Genomic DNA, 16570 nt, shown 5'->3' on the forward strand with positions numbered 1-16570 from the left:
TCGAAGTTTCTCTGGTCAAAAAGCCCGACTCGTTTATGTTGTTGCCAATTTGGAGGAGCGTTTTAGGCGATGATCGATTTTCTGACTGACCCGACTATTGTTACTTTGATTTTTGCAGCTTTGGCTGCTGGTATTATCGATTCAATAGCGGGCGGCGGCGGTCTCATCACCATTCCCGTCTTGATGTTGTCCGGTATCCCGCCGGTAACCGCATTGGGAACGAATAAGCTGCAGGGGCTGTTTGGATCATTTTCGGCGACACTGGCCTATGCCCGTGCCGGACATGTTGATCTGCGAAAACAATTCGGACAAGCCCTTATGGCATTTTTCGGCAGCGTTGTCGGTGCCCTTGTTGCCGTCGTTATTCCGGTTGCCATTTTACAAGCCTTTCTGCCCGTTTTATTAATCGTTGTAGCGCTCTACTTTGCCTTAAAACCAAATCTGAACGATATCGATAAGACCCAACGTATCGGTCCGATGGTTTTTTGCCTGACCATGGCGCCGCTTGTCGGTTTCTATGACGGACTTTTTGGCCCGGGTGCCGGTTCTTTTTACATGCTGGCTTTCGTTTCGCTGGCCGGATATGGCATTCTCAAAGCAACAGCCCACACCAAGCTTTTAAATTTTTCGTCCAATGTTGGCGGATTTCTGACATTCGCGCTTGTCGGCTCTATCGACTTTCGCATCGGTATCTCGATGGGTATTGCGCAATTCATTGGTGCGCAAATCGGAGCGCGTATCGCCATGAGGGTTGGTTCACGCCTGATAAAGCCGTTGCTGGTGATTGTATGCCTTATTCTTGCAGTGAAACTATTATGGGACCCACATAATCCTCTAAGGGAATTTCTACATCTTTAACGACAGTAAAATAACCCCTGCCCCGATGAGAACAACACCGGTCCAATTAATTGCCGAAAGCTTTTCGCCTAAAAATGTAACGCCGAAGATCGCAACAAAAATAACCGATAATTTATCAATTGGCGCGACGCGTGAAGCATCACCCAATTGCAATGCCCTGAAATAGGCAAGCCAGGACGCACCCGTCGCCAACCCCGACAATATTAGGAATAACCAGGATTTAAACGAAATATCTTGGGGGCGCTGCCACTGGCCTGTCAGTGTAAGGAAAAAACACAAAGCGCCAATGATAACAAGTGTCCGCACCAGCGTTGCGAAGTCCGAATTGATGCCATGTATCCCGATCTTGGCAAATATAGCTGTCAGGGCAGCGAAAATAGCTGCCATAAAAGCCCAGAACTGCCATGAGGCTGTTATCAATATTCTATCCCCTTCTGCCCTTTTATCCCCGAACGGAACGGATGCTTTACAAGCTCCATTTCCGTCACCAGATCGGCTGCAGCGATCAGATCTTCGCGCGCGTTACGGCCGGTGATAATCACATGTTTCATGAATGGTCGCTGTGCCAATACGTCCATAATCTCTGACAGCGGTAGATAATCATATCTCAGAACAATATTCAATTCATCGCATAATACCACATCTGTCGTTTCATCAAGGATCATTTCCTTGGCGACTTCCCAAGCTTCACGCGCCATTGCTATATCTTTGGATCGATCTTGGGTTTCCCATGTAAACCCTTCGCCGCTGGCAAAAGTGCGGACTTGATTACCGAATTTTTCCAAAGCAGCACGCTCGCCCGTTACCCGCAAACCTTTGACAAACTGCACGACGCCCACATTCATGCCGTGTCCCAAAGCGCGAAACACCATACCAAAGGCAGCCGTAGTTTTGCCTTTTCCCTTGCCGGTATGAACAATAAGAAGACCTTTTTCTTCTGTTTTTCCTGCATCGATTTTATCGCGGGCTGCTTTCTTTTTTTTCATCTTTTCAGCATGACGCGCGTTTAATTGTTCTTCCGTCATGTTATCTTTCACGCTCATTGCCTGAAACCTTTCTGCAATTCTTCCAATTCATATCGTGCGGAATTCGAGCGCGGAGACCACAATTGTCTCTCAATCGCTTGCACCAATTTTTCAGCGATCTCGGACAAAGCAGCCGGATTGCATTGTTTTAAAAAATCTCTTGTTTGAAGATCACGAATATAGGCTTCATAAATCGCCTCAAAATGGTGATCTGAAACGGCATTGGTTGTGGCCGCAAAAGCGAAGAGATAATCCACCGTGGCTGCCATTTCGACACCACCTTTAAAACCATGGCGTTTTGCACTGTCTATCCATTTTGGATTAACAGCGCGGCCATGAAGTGTGCGCCCAATCTCTTCCAGCAAGGTTTTAATCAAGGGTCTTTCAGGACGAGAAAGATCATTATGATAGATTGTCGGCCACAACCCCTTTTTTTCAGCTATGGCTGATGCCATGCCACCTTCAAACGCATAATATTCACCTGAATCAAGAAGGTCATGCTCGCGATTGTCTTGATTTTGAACCACAGCATCAAGTTGTTGAAGCCGCTCTTCAAGCTGGGTACCGGCATCGGCGGCTTCGGCTTTACCATATGCGTGCGATGAGTGCGCAAACCAAGCTTTGCCAAGATCTGCACTTTCCTGCCAGTTGCCTTTATCAAGCAATTCTTGAACACCGGTGCCATAAACGCCGGGACGGGCACCAAATATTCTATAGCCTGCCCGTTCAAGCGCGTCGTCTGCTGAAAATCCTTGTTCGAGCATGAGCGCGCTATCACGCGCAACATTGTTTGCTATAGGATTATCAGCCAGTGGTTCGTCCAAAGCGGCAACCGCACGAACAGCTTGATCCAGCAATACCAGCTGCTCGGGAAAGGCATCACGGAAAAAGCCCGATATCCTTAGCGTGACATCAACCCGAGGCCTACCCAAAGCTGCCAAGGGAATCACTTCATAACCCGTTACACGGCGAGATGCCGCATCCCATACGGGCTTCACCCCTAACAATGCCAAAGCTTGCGCAATGTCATCCCCTCCGGTGCGCATATTGGCGGTCCCCCAAGCGGTGAGACCAAAGGCTTTTGGCCATTCACCATGATCCTGCACATAGCGCGTTATCAACAATTCTGCAGACCGTTTTCCCAGCGTCCATGCCGACGGTGTCGGCACAGCGCGCGTATCGACCGAAAAGAAATTACGACCTGTCGGTAACACGTCGGGCCGCCCGCGTGTCGGTGCACCAGATGGCCCGGGATTAACAAAACGCCCATCTAATGCTTTGAGAAACCCCTCCATCTCGCTTGGTCCGCAAGTTAAAACCATAGGACGAAGACTGTTTTGAATGTCGTCCAATATCGGCAAGGTTTTTGCAAACCATGATGGCAGCTGCACTTCTCCTGAAACAAGTTTCAATGCCAGCAGCTCGATGCGTTCAACGGTATCGCCGGTACTCCGCCAGACATCTTGACATATCGTCTGCAAAATCTGTGGCTTGCTGCCAGCCCAGACATCTGCAAAAGCACAATCGAGCGGATCGAAATGCAACGCCAAATCATCGGCAATGGCGCGATGAAGGCTACCCTTTTCATCGTCGCCACGCGGAACACGCGCTAGCGCAACCAAAAGATTTTCCAATTGCTCGCCTTCCGGCGCCTTACCAAAAATATGAAGCCCGTCGCGAATCTGCAACTCTTTCAGGTCACACAGAAATGCATCAAGTTTTTCAAGTGCGAAGTCATCACTGTCATGAACATCAATACCCGCATCCCTGTTCAATCCCGTGAGACGAACCAAATCGAGAATTTCCGTTTTCAGCTTGGCGAGCCTGCGAGGATCGACACCCGATGCTTCATAGTATTCATCAACAAGAACCTCTAAGTCCTTGAGCGGACCATAACTTTCCGCCCGCGTTAAGGGCGGAGTCAGATGGTCGATAATAACAGCAGAAGAGCGACGCTTTGCCTGCGTCCCTTCGCCCGGATCATTGACAATAAATGGATAAATATGCGGCATGGCTCCAAGCGCTATTTCAGGGTAGCAACGGGCAGAAAGCGCCAACGCCTTGCCCGGCAGCCATTCAAGATTGCCGTGCTTGCCCATATGCACGACCGCGTCAGCACGATAGACAAAGCGCAACCAGAAATAGAAAGCCAGATAATGATGGGACGGAACGATATCCGGCGCATGGTAAACCTGCTTGGCATCCATACCATAAGCACGCTCCGGCTGAATGCCGATAACTGTGTCTCCAAACATCATAACCGGAAGTGCAAAGCCGTGTTCCGTCACATACGCATCATCTTCCGGAGCACCCCAGCGCTGCAAGATTTCCTGTTGAATTTCTTTGTCAAGATTATTGAATAACGTTTTGTATTCTTTAACTGAAAACGAAACTCGTATAACCCGACCAGCCACACCTTCATTGGTTGGACCTTGCGACAAAAGACGCATAAGCGTATTTCCATCAGCCGGAATATCGGTGACGGGATAACCGTGCTGTTCCATCGCACGCAGTGTCAATAGAGTAGCTGCTGGCGTATCCAGTCCTACACCATGCCCTAATCGCCCGTCGCCACCGGGATAGTTCGCCATAATAATAGCAACACGTCGTTCCGCCGGTTTCTTAAGTCGCAAACGCACCCAGTTCTTTGCCAGCTCACAAACGAATTCAACACGATCAGCCAATGGCTTGTGGACAACCACATTGCATTCTGTCTGTTCGTCGAACTGCACCGCAGACTTAAAAGAAATTGCGCGGGTAAGAAGACGACCATCGACTTCCGGCAAAGCAACATTCATCGCAAGATCGCGGGCTGAAAGGCCACGCCCATCGCGCTGCCAAATTTCTTCGCTGCTGCCCGAAAGAATGATTTGTAAAACCATCGCCCCGCGTTTTTCCAACACGGTTGGCTCACGATCCATCAAACCATTGGACACCGCAAAACCGGTCGCATTGAGCACAATATCCGGACAGAGTCTGGCAAAAATCGAATCGACAATTGCCACACTTAGCGGATCTTTCAAACTCGAGACGTAAACAGGCAAGGCAATCATGTCACGCCTTGCAAGGGCTTTGACCAAAGCTTCAATGGCAAGCGTCTGCCCGCTTTGTACCAATGCACGATAAAAACAAACCGCAACAACGGGTTTTCCGCTTATCTTGCGTTGTTTTTCCAGCGTTTCCAACGAAAAACCATTATCTTCTGACGACCACAAGCCGGCTTTCATCAAAGGTACGGCATCAACGGGGCGGGACGCCCGTCCGAGAAGATAATCGCAATAGCGCAGAAAGCCCTGCATATTTTGTGTGCCGCCTTCAATCAGATAGCGCCAAACGGCTTCACAATCATCCAAAGCCACCGTGCAATATTTTTCCAAGCCGGCATCTGGCTTGTCGTCACCGGGAAGGACTACAAGCTTGATTTTTCTGTCAACAGCGAGAGCGTGCAACCGCTGTAAACCATAGGGCCAATAGCTTTCCCCGCCGATAACGCGTAACACGACAAGCTGCGCTTTGCTGGCAGTACGTTCTATATAGGTGTCAACAGACATCGGATGGGACAGCGCCATCAAATTTGCCAACCGCAGTTCGGAACTATCCTTACCAAGTGACGCCTTGGCAACACTCACGCTTGCAAGTTCAGTGTCTGCCGCCGCCATGAAAATAACATCGGCGGGCGATTGACCAAGATCAACCGCCTCATCGGCTTCAACAATTGTACCCTTTTGCGCGAGAAGAAGATGCATCAGCTGCGGATCGCCATTAAGCTTTTGCGCACAGCTTCCTGATCCATATCATGCAGGCCAATGACCACGAGACGGCTTTGGCGCGGTTCATCAAGCGACCAAGGACGATCGAAATAAGCATCCACGCGCTGTCCGACTGCCTGTACGACCAAACGCATCGGCTTCCCGACCACGTCGACAAAACCTTTCAGGCGCAGAATATCATGATCTGCAATAATCGTTTTCAGTTGCTCAACGATCTTCTTTGGATCGTCGATTGCGGCCACGTCTACCACGAAACTGTCAAACTCATCATGACTATGCGCTTCGCCCGCAGCATGATGCAGTTCGTGGTGGGATTTGCGGTTTTCAATATCGTCTTCGGTTCCGATACCCAAGCCCAATAACAGATCGATTCCCAAGCTGCCAAATTGTGCCGGTACCATCTGCGCCACACGATCACTATGCGATGCAACAATGCTGCGGACTTTATCGAGTGTTTCTTCATCGAGCAGGTCGGCTTTATTTAACACGATAAGATCCGCTGCATGGATCTGGTCTTCAAAAAGCTCCTCAAGCGGGCTCTCATGATCGAGCGATTCATCCTGTTTACGCTGAGTATCTATTTTGTCATGATCATCGGCAAAACGACCTTCGGCAACGGCTGGTGCGTCTACCACTGTAATAACACCGTCAACAGTGACTTGCGTTTTGATTTCCGGCCAATTGAAGGCAGCCACCAAAGGTTGAGGCAAAGCCAGACCAGATGTTTCAATGACAATGTGGTCTGGCCGATCTGGTCTATCGAGAAGTTTCGACATTGTGGGAATAAAATCTTCCGCCACAGTGCAGCAAATACAGCCATTATTCAGTTCGATCACATCTTCTTCACGACAATTTTCAATGCCGCAACCTTTAATCAATCCGCCATCGACACCAAGGTCGCCAAATTCATTGATGATCAGCGCTATCTTCTTACCTCCGGCATTTTCCAAAAGATGTCGGATCATAGTCGTCTTACCAGACCCCAGAAAACCGGTAATAACGGTGGCCGGTATTTTACTTTGCAGGAAATTTTGATCTGACATAGGATTTAGCCTTTTAACTTGAGCGGCAATCCTGCCGCAATGAAATAAACTTCACTTGATATAGCCGCAATAGCCTGATTGAGCGTGCCCGCATGGTCGCAAAATGCTCGCGCCAGCGCATTGTCTGGAACAATGCCTAATCCCACTTCACTTGAGACCAACACAATATCAGCATCCAGCGCTGAAAGACCGTCCACGAAACTTTTGATGGATTGGGAAATATCTTCCTCGTAATGCATGAGGTTGCCCAACCATACGGTTAGACAGTCGACAAGAATGGCGTGGCTGTTCCCCTGATATTGCAACAGCGCCGCTAACAAAGCGATGGGGGCCTCGCATTCCAACCAATATTGGTGGCGTCGCGCGCGATGGAGGTCCACACGCTTTTGCATCTCCTGATTGAAGATTTCCGCTGTGGCCACGTAAACGGGTTTCTTGCCCTTTGCCAGCACCAGCTCTTCTGCAAAACGCGATTTACCCGAGCGTATTCCGCCCAAAACCAGCGTCAATTTTGCCAAAACAACCTCCGTGTCGGCGTTACCGGATCATTCCGGTCGGTTTGAGCATTATTGCCCTTATTCCGGCAGGTCTCCTGGCTCATATGTCGACAAACAAAACCGCCTTCCCGATCAATCAGTGGCTGCCAAAGTGTCTTTGGCCTGGCTTGTTCTCATATTCTACAGTCGCGGGGTCGGCTGCGATAATGATGTCCGAATTGGATCCATCTTCCGCATTCCCTTTTGCTTTTTGTTATGAATTTCTCCACCACAAAAACCGGAAGCTTTGAAAATAGCGTTTCAGATATCAACGTGCAAGCGCAAAAAGCGCATTGACGTCCACCACTTTTTCCAACTGTTCAGCGATACGGTCAAGCGCGCGGTCCACCTTGTCGTTGTGGTTCACGCCATCGGAAGCGCCCCCTAATGATTGAAGAAAATGATGACGAAAGGCATCTGCCTGGAACAAGCCGTGCAAATAGGTTCCCCAAACGCGCTTATCGCGAGAGGCGGCACCATCTACCCGACCATCAATCTCAACAATTCCGTTCTGTGTGTCCGGACCTGTGGTCTGCCCAAGGTGTATCTCGTAACCGTTAAGTGGCAGACCGGTTTCTATATGTCGAGCGGTTACGTTGCGTGTGACTTTTTCCGGTCCCATCTCCGTTTCGATATCGAGCAGTCCTAACCCCGCAATGTCGCGTACCGGGCCGTCTTTTCCATGTTGATCGACGATTCTATTGCCAAGCATCTGAAAACCACCACAGATACCGATGACATGACCGCCATTATGCGCATGGTCGATAATCGCCTTTGCCCAACCTCGTTCACGCAATGCGGTCATGTCGGCTATGGTGGATTTAGACCCCGGAATAACGACGAGATCGCATGTGATGGGAAAGGCTTCACCCGCGCGGATAAAAATTACCTCGACATCACTTTCTTGAAGTAGCGGATCCAGATCATCAAAGTTGGCAATATGAGGCAGGATTGGAATCGCTATTTTTATTTTGCCGTTGGACTTTGATTTGTAGTGCTCCAGCGCCATCGAATCTTCTGCGGGAAGGCAAGCAACATCGTTCAACCACGGAATAATGCCAAAGCAACGCCAACCGGTATAACCGGCAATGGCTTTCACACCGTCATCAAACAGTGAAACATCACCGCGAAATTTATTGATAAGATAACCGCCGACCATCGCACAATCATCATGCGCAAGAATATGGCGCGTTCCAACCAATGAGGCGATAACGCCGCCACGATCGATATCTCCAACAAGAACGACTGGAACGTCGGCCCGTTGCGCAAATCCCATATTGGCGATGTCTCCTCGGCGCAAATTGATTTCTGCAGGAGAGCCGGCCCCCTCAATCAGTATCAAATCCGATTCTTTTTTCAAGATTGTATAGGATTCCATGACTTTATCGAGCAATGTCGGCTTCAATTTCTGGTAGTCGGCACCTTTTGCATGGCCGAAGACTTTTCCTTGTAAAACGATTTGCGATCCCGTGCTGCTTTGCGGTTTCAATAAAACGGGATTCATATGGACCGATGCCGGAACACCGCAAGCCAAAGCTTGCAACCATTGTCCCCGACCAATCTCACCACCATCGTCGGCAACAGCGGCGTTGTTTGACATATTTTGTGGTTTGAATGGTCTTACGCTCAGACCACGATTGCGCGCCAACCGACAAAAACCGGCAACCAATACGGTCTTACCCACATCCGATCCCGTCCCCTGAAACATTAGTGCGCGCGTCATGTGCATCCGGCTTTCGATTTATTGGAATGAAATGCGTTTTTGTATCAAAAAACGACGATTTTCATACTTCATTAAGTGATCGCTAACTCGTGATTAACATTGTTGCGCTAAACAGTCATCAGAAACAAAAACAAACTGTTTCTCTCTGGATCAGGTAGTGCGTACCAGAGCAGTAATCTCTTGCAAGTGTATAGTATCGCAAGGGAAATGCGTATTGATAAAACTGCGTTAACCGCTATGTCGGTTACGCAGTTTTATGCTTTTCAGGCCTATTGAAATGAATTTCATTCACGTATTCGGCATTGAATAGCCAGTGTGGTTTGCTTGACAGCTTTTGGATGTGCGTTCACAACATTTGTGTTTCTTAACGCAACCCTTCCAAAGTTTTAGCGATTAGCATGTTTAAGCGTTTCATCTCATTGCCGGATTTGGGGCATATTTCGCGACCGTTCCGCTGGATATGCCTGATTTTATTGACAACGCTTCTCATCGTTGCGCTCGAAATGCTGCAAATACCGGCGGCACTGCTACTTGGACCGATGATTGCGGCCATACTTATCGCCGTATCAAATGCGCAGGTCAAAATAACCCCGCCGCTATTCAATATGGCTCAAGGTGTTGTCGGCTGCATGGTCGCACAGGTCATCACCAACGATATTCTTCGAGAGGTGGTCGCCGATTGGCCGCTGTTTATCGGCGGTGTATTTTCCGTAATCATCATTGCCAATCTCATCGGGTATATTCTGGCGAAAAAACAGGTACTCCCCGGTACGACGGCAATATGGGGCGCGGCACCCGGCGGCGCCTCGGCAATGGTGATTATGGCGCAAGATTACGGGGCCGACGAGCGGCTCGTCGCCGTAATGCAATATTTGCGCGTGGTCATCGTTGCAGGATTAGCTTCCATTCTCGCCCGTTTTCTTTCAACTGATACAACCACACATATCGCTATCAACTGGTTTCCAGAAATGCATTACGGGTGGTTTTTCGTCACGATTTTGATTGCGTTTGGTGGTTCCTTGGGGGCGAGAGCCTTGCGTGTGCCAGCCGGCGGAATGCTGGTTCCCTTTGTTATCGCGGTTCTGTTGCAAAATTTCGGTTTGATAGATCTGGTTCTGCCACCGTGGTTGCTTGCCATCAGTTACATGTTGATTGGTTGGACGATCGGTCTCAGATTTACCCGCAATATTCTTCTATATGCGATCAAAGCATTGCCAATTTTGTTTGGCACAACCTTTCTGCTCATCGGTCTTTGTTCCTTATTGGCAATTTTGATGACACATCTAGCCGGCGTCGATATTCTTACCTCCTATCTCGCAACGAGCCCGGGCGGGGCCGATTCTGTGTCTATTATTGCTGCCAGCACACCCGTCAATGTGCCATTTGTTATGGCTTTCCAGACAACACGTTTCATTGTTGTCACCATTACCGGCCCCATGTTGTCGCGCTTCATCGCAAACAGGCTTAATCTCTAGAGCGCGTGCATATGTTAATTCAGATGACTTCACACATAAGATGTTGCTATCTTTTTCAAAGCTGCTTCCTTTTTTTGAGGACCACGCTTTATGGTTTCGAGCCGATTGCGCATTTCTCCGCTCAATCGGCCCATCTGCTTATTTACGGATTTCCAAAACTGTTCCCGCTTTTTCACGTGTATCGTAATAGCAAAAGCCGGTGCCATCAGCGCGAAACCCGCGGGCAATAACATGCAATCCAAGGTCTGCACCGATTTTTTCCGCGCATTTCAGTTGGTCGACCTCAAAACCAAGATGATAAACCCCCTCGCCATGGTCCCTTAAAAACCTGCTTTGTGGTGAATCAAGTGTACCTGGTGCGCATAATTGCAGCTGAACATTATCCAGATCTACACATTTGTAACGCATGGAAGCGGACGCTGCTACATCGGGCACGTCAAGCTCGACATAGGGTTGATGTTTCGGATAATCGAACCAAGGCCCAATTCCCAAGCTTTCATAATAGGCCACCTTCTGTTCAAGATCATGCACAACGATACAGATATGGTGAAGCTTTTGAAATAATGATGTCATTTTGTCCTCTCTCTTTGCATTTTTCAGTCGGTCGTTTTGTGCAAAGGAAGAAAAAAGAGACGAACGGCCATATAGCCGGAGACAATCTGCTGCATGTAGAATAATGATAGGTGCGACAGAAGAACGTCACCGCATGTTTTTCTACACACAACAAAACGCTGATATTAAAGCGCATTTTGATCTGATTTGATCAGATCAACGCTCTAATCCATTGTTTACACCGCGTTCGTTAACCAAAAACCGCTTCACACCTTTCGGAAAACGCGGTAACGCATAAAGAATGCCTCGGTGAATTACATCCGCAAAGCCGGCTCGACAATATTTCTCGTCGTTTCGACATGCTCGCGCGCCAAGCGTTCAGCCTTATCCTCATCCCGGTCACGCAAAGCGGCAAGGATATCCCGGTGTTGCTGATTGGTCAGACTGGTTTCATTTTCACTGAACAGCACCGGTACCCTTAACAGCCAATATTGAAACTTGGTGCGCTTATGGAAATCCACCAAAAATGGATTTTCAGATGCATCGACAATCAATTGGTGAAACGCATTATTCAACGCATTGAGTTCGTGCCTTTGCAATCCACCCACCTCATCCATTTGCAGGATGAGCTTATCAAGTGCATCGTGAACGCTTTCATCCGCATGGCGTGCTGCCAAACGGGCTGTCGCCCCTTCAATTGCGGCACGGCTTTCAAATATCGCGGATATTTGCGAACTGTCCACCTGACTGACAACCCAGCCGCGATTGCGTTCCAGATACCCTTCACCTTGCAAAACCAATAAGGTTTCGCGCAACGGCGTGCGTCCAACCTCCAAACGTTCACAAAGATCGTCCTCGACGATGCGCTGCCCGGACTTCAATTCCGAACCCAGTATCATACTGAGAAGCCTTGCTCGGATATCCGATGTGTTTGAAGACTTTTCGCCTGCTTTTTTCATAACGGTTTTCACCTGATACCAAGTCTGCGGCCTGATCAAAAGATCAACCTCTGAAGTTGTGCATTCTATATGCCTTAAACCAATGCCAATACAAATAAAAAAGATGTTTTGGCAAGGTCAAGTGTCTCTCTCTTTTTCTCTCCCTTTTGTGTTTGTAGATGGATGTTGAAGTTCATCATGGTTCAAATAGTGCCAATAGCTGTGATAAACTTCGGCTATGGATGTCTAGTCGTGCGCATGCAAAATCTTGGCGAGAAACTGTCTGGCGCGTTCATTTTGCGGCTGCTTGAAAAACTGCTGCGATAAAGCGTCCTCGACAACGGCCCCATTTTCCATGAATATCACGCGGTCTGCTACATCCCGCGCAATTCCCATGTCGTGGGTGGCAATCATCATGGTTTGTCCTTCACGCGCCAACTCCCGAATTGTCAGCACGACTTCCTGCGCCAATTCTGGATCCAGTGCCGAGGTTGGCTCATCAAGCAAGAGCACCCGCGGTTGCACCGCCAACGCGCGCGCAATGGCAACGCGTTGTTGTTGGCCACCGGATAATTGTGCGGGATAAGACGAAGATTTCGCTTCAAGTCCGACCTTGCGCAGATTTTCCATTGCGATATCTCGCGCCTCGACCTTTGGTCGCTTCAGCACATGGACCTGTGCGCATATGACGTTTTGAAGCACAGTCATATGTCGAAAGAGATTGAAGTGCTGGAAAACCATGCCAACCACCTGGCGTTGACGGCTTATCTCCCTATCCGACAATTCATAAAGCCTGCCGTCTCTTTCACGATACCCAATAAGGTCATCATAAACATAAATCCGACCGGCCGATATTTTCTCGAGATGGTTGATACAGCGCAGCACTGTTGATTTTCCTGCACCGGAAGGGCCAAGCAGAGCAACAACCTGTCCTGATGGCACATCAAACGATACATTTGCGAAAGCTGTTTGCAACCCGAAATATTTGGTAATCTTGTTAAGGCTTACTGCCGTTGATTGACCTGTCATTATCATCACCGTAGGGGGAATGTTTTTTCAAGAAATGCTTGAAGGATTGTGGCAAATGCTGTCATCACCAAATACCAGAAGGCAGCAACAACCAGCAGCTCGGTCGTTCGGAAATTGGCGGAATAAATATCCATGCTGATACGTGTCAGCTCCTGGTAGCCAATCGCCATTGCCAAAGATGTCGATTTTAACAACATGATATATTGATTGCCGGTGGTTGGTATAATGATCCGACCGGCTTGCGGCATAATCACTTGTGTCAGCACTTTGGTTCTTGTCATACCGAGGGCGACAGCGGCTGCGCGTTGGCCTTGGTCGACGGCCATAATGCCACCGCGTATAACCTCGCTCATGTAAGCCCCCTCAGCCAATGCCAAGCCAAACAACGCTGCGACAAACGGCGTAATCAACTGCGGTGTCGGCACATCTATCAGCGGTTGCGACATAAAAGGCAGTATGATGTAGATATTCGGAAACATAATCGGTACGGCGTTGAACCAGAAAAGCAACTGGATCAGCATCGGCGTGCCACGGAACAAATAGACATAAATACCGGATAGGGACGAGAGTATGGGATTTTGCGACAAACGCATCAAAGCTGACACAAAGCCTATCAGCGATGCACCGATCAGCGCCAAGGTTCCCAAAATGACCGCATTTAAAGCAGCTTTGAGAATAGCTGTACTGAAAAGATAGGTCTTGAACACCTCAACATCGATAATCTGGCGTTTATAACCCGCGTAAACGATGAATATCAGGAAAGCGATCACCATTACACCCAACGCCCAGCTTCCCCAAGGGCGGCGTTGTATGATCGGGTATTCCGCATCTACAGGAACACGCATTCTATTTCTCCGTATGGAAGATTGTTTTTTTGCATTGCGTCGGCAACGTGGCTCATCCTATGCCGGTCATACAAAACCAAGCAGTCAGGATAGCCTCAACGGCGGTTGGCGGGCATATTGACGGTAATTCTATCCAGTGCCACACCGTCCAACTGCCATTTCTTCAAGATAGCCAGATAGGTGCCGTCGGCGTAGATTTCGTCCATCGCGGCCTTGAAAGAATCACGCAAAGAAGGGTTGTTTTTAGCAAAACCCCAGGAAGTGGTATAAGGAACCAGAATGTAGTTTCCTGAAGCTATTGCGTATCGCGCCGGCATTTGTTGCAGCATGTAGACAAGTGCTGGATAATCACCAAGATAACCATCAACGCGTTTGAGATCCAACTGTTGACGTGCATCGGGTGCTGAAGGCAATTGGTCTACTTCAATCGGTTGACGTCCCTGCGCAATACATTGCGCCGATGCTTTATCCACGGCATCCATGATCACACGACTACCAAGCAACGTTGCCATTTTATGTCCGCAGAAGTCGTTAATCGTCTTCAAACTGGTTTCTTCACCCAGCCGCACCAGAATGGCCGCACCCGCCATCATATAATTGATAAAGTCGAGTTTTTCTTCTCGTTCCGCCGTGTCCGATATGGCACCCGACGCAATGTCAAAACGATTTGCTTCAATGCCGGATATTAATGCAGAATATTCAGCCTGCTGAAAACGAATATCTATTTGCAAGCGTTTGCCAACCTCGTGAAGAAGATCGACACTTGCACCAATGACTTCCAAGGTTTTCGTATCGCGAAACTCTATTGGCGGCACGGTTTGCTGCGAGCCGATGGTAACATATCCTTTGTTTTTTACCGTTTCAGGCAGCAATGACCTTGCCTCCTGTCCAGCCACAGATAAAGTCGTGAGGCCAAGCATGAGGCTGCAAAGCAGGCCGCACCTGACAATTCTATTGATTCCCATTTTAATCCCCTTTGTTCTATTATTATTATTTTAGAACAGGCAGGGCCCTGCGCCCTGCCCTTACGCTTTAGCGCGTTTCAGCCCCTTTGCCCGGAATGGCAGACGGATTTGGACGGTCAGCACGCGGGCATTCAGCAGCCGCTTGATAGACGCCCTTTACTTTTTCAACGTAGTCTTTTGGAAAGCCGAACTGTTCGAAACCGGCTGGTATATGCTCCCAATAGAAATTAGGCGGCCGCATCTCAATACCCGGACGGAGCAGGCGATAGGTCCAACAATCATAGGTTTTTCCATCGTCGCCATAGACAGTCATGCAACACCGTTCGAAGTCGTCGTAATCTTCTTCAAAGCGATCAGGCCCGTGCGTAAACACAACACCCAAGGCTTTCTGCCCGGCAGCCGCAGCACTATTATCGAAATGGCACCAACCACGATCTTTACGGTCTCCCGCCGCATGAAATTTGAGCTGGTGATTGGCGGCAAAGCCCTTTGTTACCATTTTTGCTTCTGGCCAATACCGTTTGATTTCAGCGTCATCCAGCCACGTACAATATGCAAAATAATACATCGTAAAACCTCTATTGATTACATCCGACGCGTCCTCACACGACAGATGAATGTTTAAAATGTTTTTTGAGATTGTCGGTATCACGACTTCTAAATATGATCCTCCAATCATATATTTATTCGTATATTTTAAAATATATTTTGTCAACAAATTCTTTTCGGGATGAGAAAACCCTGTCCAATACAAAAAAAACCGCCACTAAGGCGGTCTCTTCTGTGTCTATCAAAAGGCTCGATTAAAGTGCGCTTATAACATCCGCCAAACGGGTAAATGATGCTTTCCGCTGTTGGCTATCCCATATCGGGGAGGTAACAATGAGCTCATCCGCTTTGGTCTTTTCTATCAAATCAAGGAGACCGGTTTTTACCGTTTGCGGCGATCCAATGACGGAACAGGATAAAGCCTGATCCAACACCATGCGGTTTTGCGGTGGTAAACCGTCTACGTAATTTTCTACAGGTTTGGGCAGCGGCCCCGCCCGCCCCGTGCGAAGATTGACAAATGCCTGCTGCTGAGAAGAAAAAAGAAATTCAGCTTCACTATCGGTATCTGCCACAATAGCATTCAGTGCCACCATGGCTTTTGGTTTTTCGAGATATTCCGAGGGCTGGAAACGTTCACGATAAACAGCTAATGCGCGATGCAGCTCTGCGGGTGCAAAATGCGATGCGAATGAATAGGGCAGCCCCAATATAGCGGCAAGCTGCGCGCCGAATAGGCTCGACCCAAGTATCCAGATTGGCACATTCAAGCCGGCACCTGGAACCGCACGCAGACTTTGGCCTGGCTCTACAGGTTTGAAGTACGACATAAGCTCTACAACATCGCGCGGGAAATCATTGGGATCACTTTCAAGCGTGCGCCGCAAAGCCCGCGCTGTCATTTGATCTGTGCCCGGTGCCCGGCCCAGACCCAACTCGACGCGTCCGGGATAGAGCGCTTCCAAAGTGCCAAACTGCTCGGCAATAACCAGCGGCGAATGATTGGGCAACATGACACCGCCCGCACCAACGCGGATTTTTTTCGTCGCGGCAAGCACCTGCCCCATGACCACTGAGGTCGCGGCACTGGCTATACCAGTCATATTGTGATGTTCGGCATACCACACCCTCGGAAAACCCAAGCTTTCCAAGTGCTTCGCCAATTCGATTGCGTTTTTTAACGCGTGTGCAACGTCACTGCCTTCTGGGACAGGACAAAGATCAAGAACAGATATTTTCATGTCTTTAGATATAAGCAGCCT

The 16570-nt window shown here is 48.8% G+C and carries 15 protein-coding genes and 1 riboswitch; of the genes, 2 read left to right on the top strand and 13 right to left on the bottom strand.

All coding sequences use genetic code 11. From position 1 onward, the window contains the following. Positions 1-69: 69 nt before the first annotated feature. Positions 70-858 (top strand): TSUP family transporter, encoded by a 789-nt coding sequence (locus tag ACYSNS_RS12645; RefSeq protein ID WP_461723527.1) that lies wholly within the window; start codon positions 70-72, stop codon positions 856-858. On the opposite strand, the gene ACYSNS_RS12650 is transcribed toward ACYSNS_RS12645, so the two are convergent. The 6 genes from ACYSNS_RS12650 to ACYSNS_RS12675 all read right to left on the bottom strand — a co-directional run bounded on the left by ACYSNS_RS12650 (position 847) and on the right by ACYSNS_RS12675 (position 8955). Then, on the bottom strand, positions 847-1275 hold the full coding sequence (locus tag ACYSNS_RS12650) for an EamA family transporter (protein WP_461723573.1): 429 nt from the start codon (positions 1273-1275) through the stop codon (positions 847-849). The two genes, ACYSNS_RS12645 and ACYSNS_RS12650, sit on opposite strands and share 12 nt — an antisense overlap. After that, positions 1275-1901, bottom strand: a complete 627-nt coding sequence (gene cobO / locus ACYSNS_RS12655; RefSeq protein WP_461723528.1) for a cob(I)yrinic acid a,c-diamide adenosyltransferase — start codon at positions 1899-1901, stop codon at positions 1275-1277. Before cobO ends, ACYSNS_RS12650 begins: the two co-directional genes overlap by 1 nt. Continuing rightward, the gene (cobN, locus tag ACYSNS_RS12660; RefSeq protein WP_461723529.1) at positions 1898-5629 is read right to left on the bottom strand and encodes a cobaltochelatase subunit CobN; all 3732 of its coding nucleotides are present in this window, start codon (positions 5627-5629) and stop codon (positions 1898-1900) included. The genes cobO and cobN overlap by 4 nt, the downstream gene beginning before the upstream one ends. Further along, positions 5629-6696, bottom strand: coding sequence for a cobalamin biosynthesis protein CobW (gene cobW, locus ACYSNS_RS12665; protein WP_461723530.1), 1068 nt, complete (start codon positions 6694-6696; stop codon positions 5629-5631). The genes cobN and cobW overlap by 1 nt, the downstream gene beginning before the upstream one ends. A 5-nt stretch (positions 6697-6701) precedes the next feature. Continuing rightward, on the bottom strand, positions 6702-7214 hold the full coding sequence (gene cobU / locus ACYSNS_RS12670; RefSeq protein WP_461723531.1) for a bifunctional adenosylcobinamide kinase/adenosylcobinamide-phosphate guanylyltransferase: 513 nt from the start codon (positions 7212-7214) through the stop codon (positions 6702-6704). Between the two features lie 47 nt (positions 7215-7261). Next, positions 7262-7490: riboswitch (cobalamin riboswitch) on the bottom strand. 10 nt (positions 7491-7500) lie between these two features. Next, entirely contained in the window at positions 7501-8955 is a 1455-nt protein-coding gene (locus ACYSNS_RS12675; RefSeq protein ID WP_461723532.1) for a cobyric acid synthase, read from the bottom strand. A 398-nt stretch (positions 8956-9353) separates the two neighbouring features. Here ACYSNS_RS12675 and ACYSNS_RS12680 point away from each other — a divergent pair, with 398 nt between their 5' ends. Beyond that, positions 9354-10430, top strand: a complete 1077-nt coding sequence (locus tag ACYSNS_RS12680; protein WP_461723533.1) for an AbrB family transcriptional regulator — start codon at positions 9354-9356, stop codon at positions 10428-10430. A gap of 138 nt (positions 10431-10568) precedes the next feature. On the opposite strand, the gene ACYSNS_RS12685 is transcribed toward ACYSNS_RS12680, so the two are convergent. The 7 genes from ACYSNS_RS12685 to ACYSNS_RS12715 form a co-directional block, all read right to left on the bottom strand. Continuing rightward, on the bottom strand, positions 10569-11003 hold the full coding sequence (locus tag ACYSNS_RS12685) for a VOC family protein (protein WP_461723534.1): 435 nt from the start codon (positions 11001-11003) through the stop codon (positions 10569-10571). Positions 11004-11296: 293 nt separating this feature from the next. Further along, the gene (locus ACYSNS_RS12690) at positions 11297-11941 is read right to left on the bottom strand and encodes a GntR family transcriptional regulator (protein WP_461723535.1); all 645 of its coding nucleotides are present in this window, start codon (positions 11939-11941) and stop codon (positions 11297-11299) included. Positions 11942-12166: 225 nt separating this feature from the next. Next, positions 12167-12949, bottom strand: coding sequence for an amino acid ABC transporter ATP-binding protein (locus ACYSNS_RS12695; protein WP_461723536.1), 783 nt, complete (start codon positions 12947-12949; stop codon positions 12167-12169). A gap of 5 nt (positions 12950-12954) precedes the next feature. Continuing rightward, entirely contained in the window at positions 12955-13794 is an 840-nt protein-coding gene (locus ACYSNS_RS12700; RefSeq protein WP_461723537.1) for an amino acid ABC transporter permease, read from the bottom strand. A 95-nt stretch (positions 13795-13889) separates the two neighbouring features. Continuing rightward, entirely contained in the window at positions 13890-14759 is an 870-nt protein-coding gene (locus ACYSNS_RS12705; RefSeq protein WP_461723538.1) for an ABC transporter substrate-binding protein, read from the bottom strand. Between the two features lie 67 nt (positions 14760-14826). Next, entirely contained in the window at positions 14827-15327 is a 501-nt protein-coding gene (locus ACYSNS_RS12710; RefSeq protein WP_461723539.1) for a gamma-glutamylcyclotransferase family protein, read from the bottom strand. Positions 15328-15562: 235 nt separating this feature from the next. Then, positions 15563-16549 carry an LLM class flavin-dependent oxidoreductase gene (locus ACYSNS_RS12715; RefSeq protein ID WP_461723540.1) on the bottom strand — a complete coding sequence of 329 codons (987 nt, stop codon included), beginning with the start codon at positions 16547-16549 and terminating at the stop codon, positions 15563-15565. Positions 16550-16570: the final 21 nt, after the last annotated feature.

The sequence above is a fragment of the Bartonella sp. LJL80 genome (assembly GCF_054871565.1).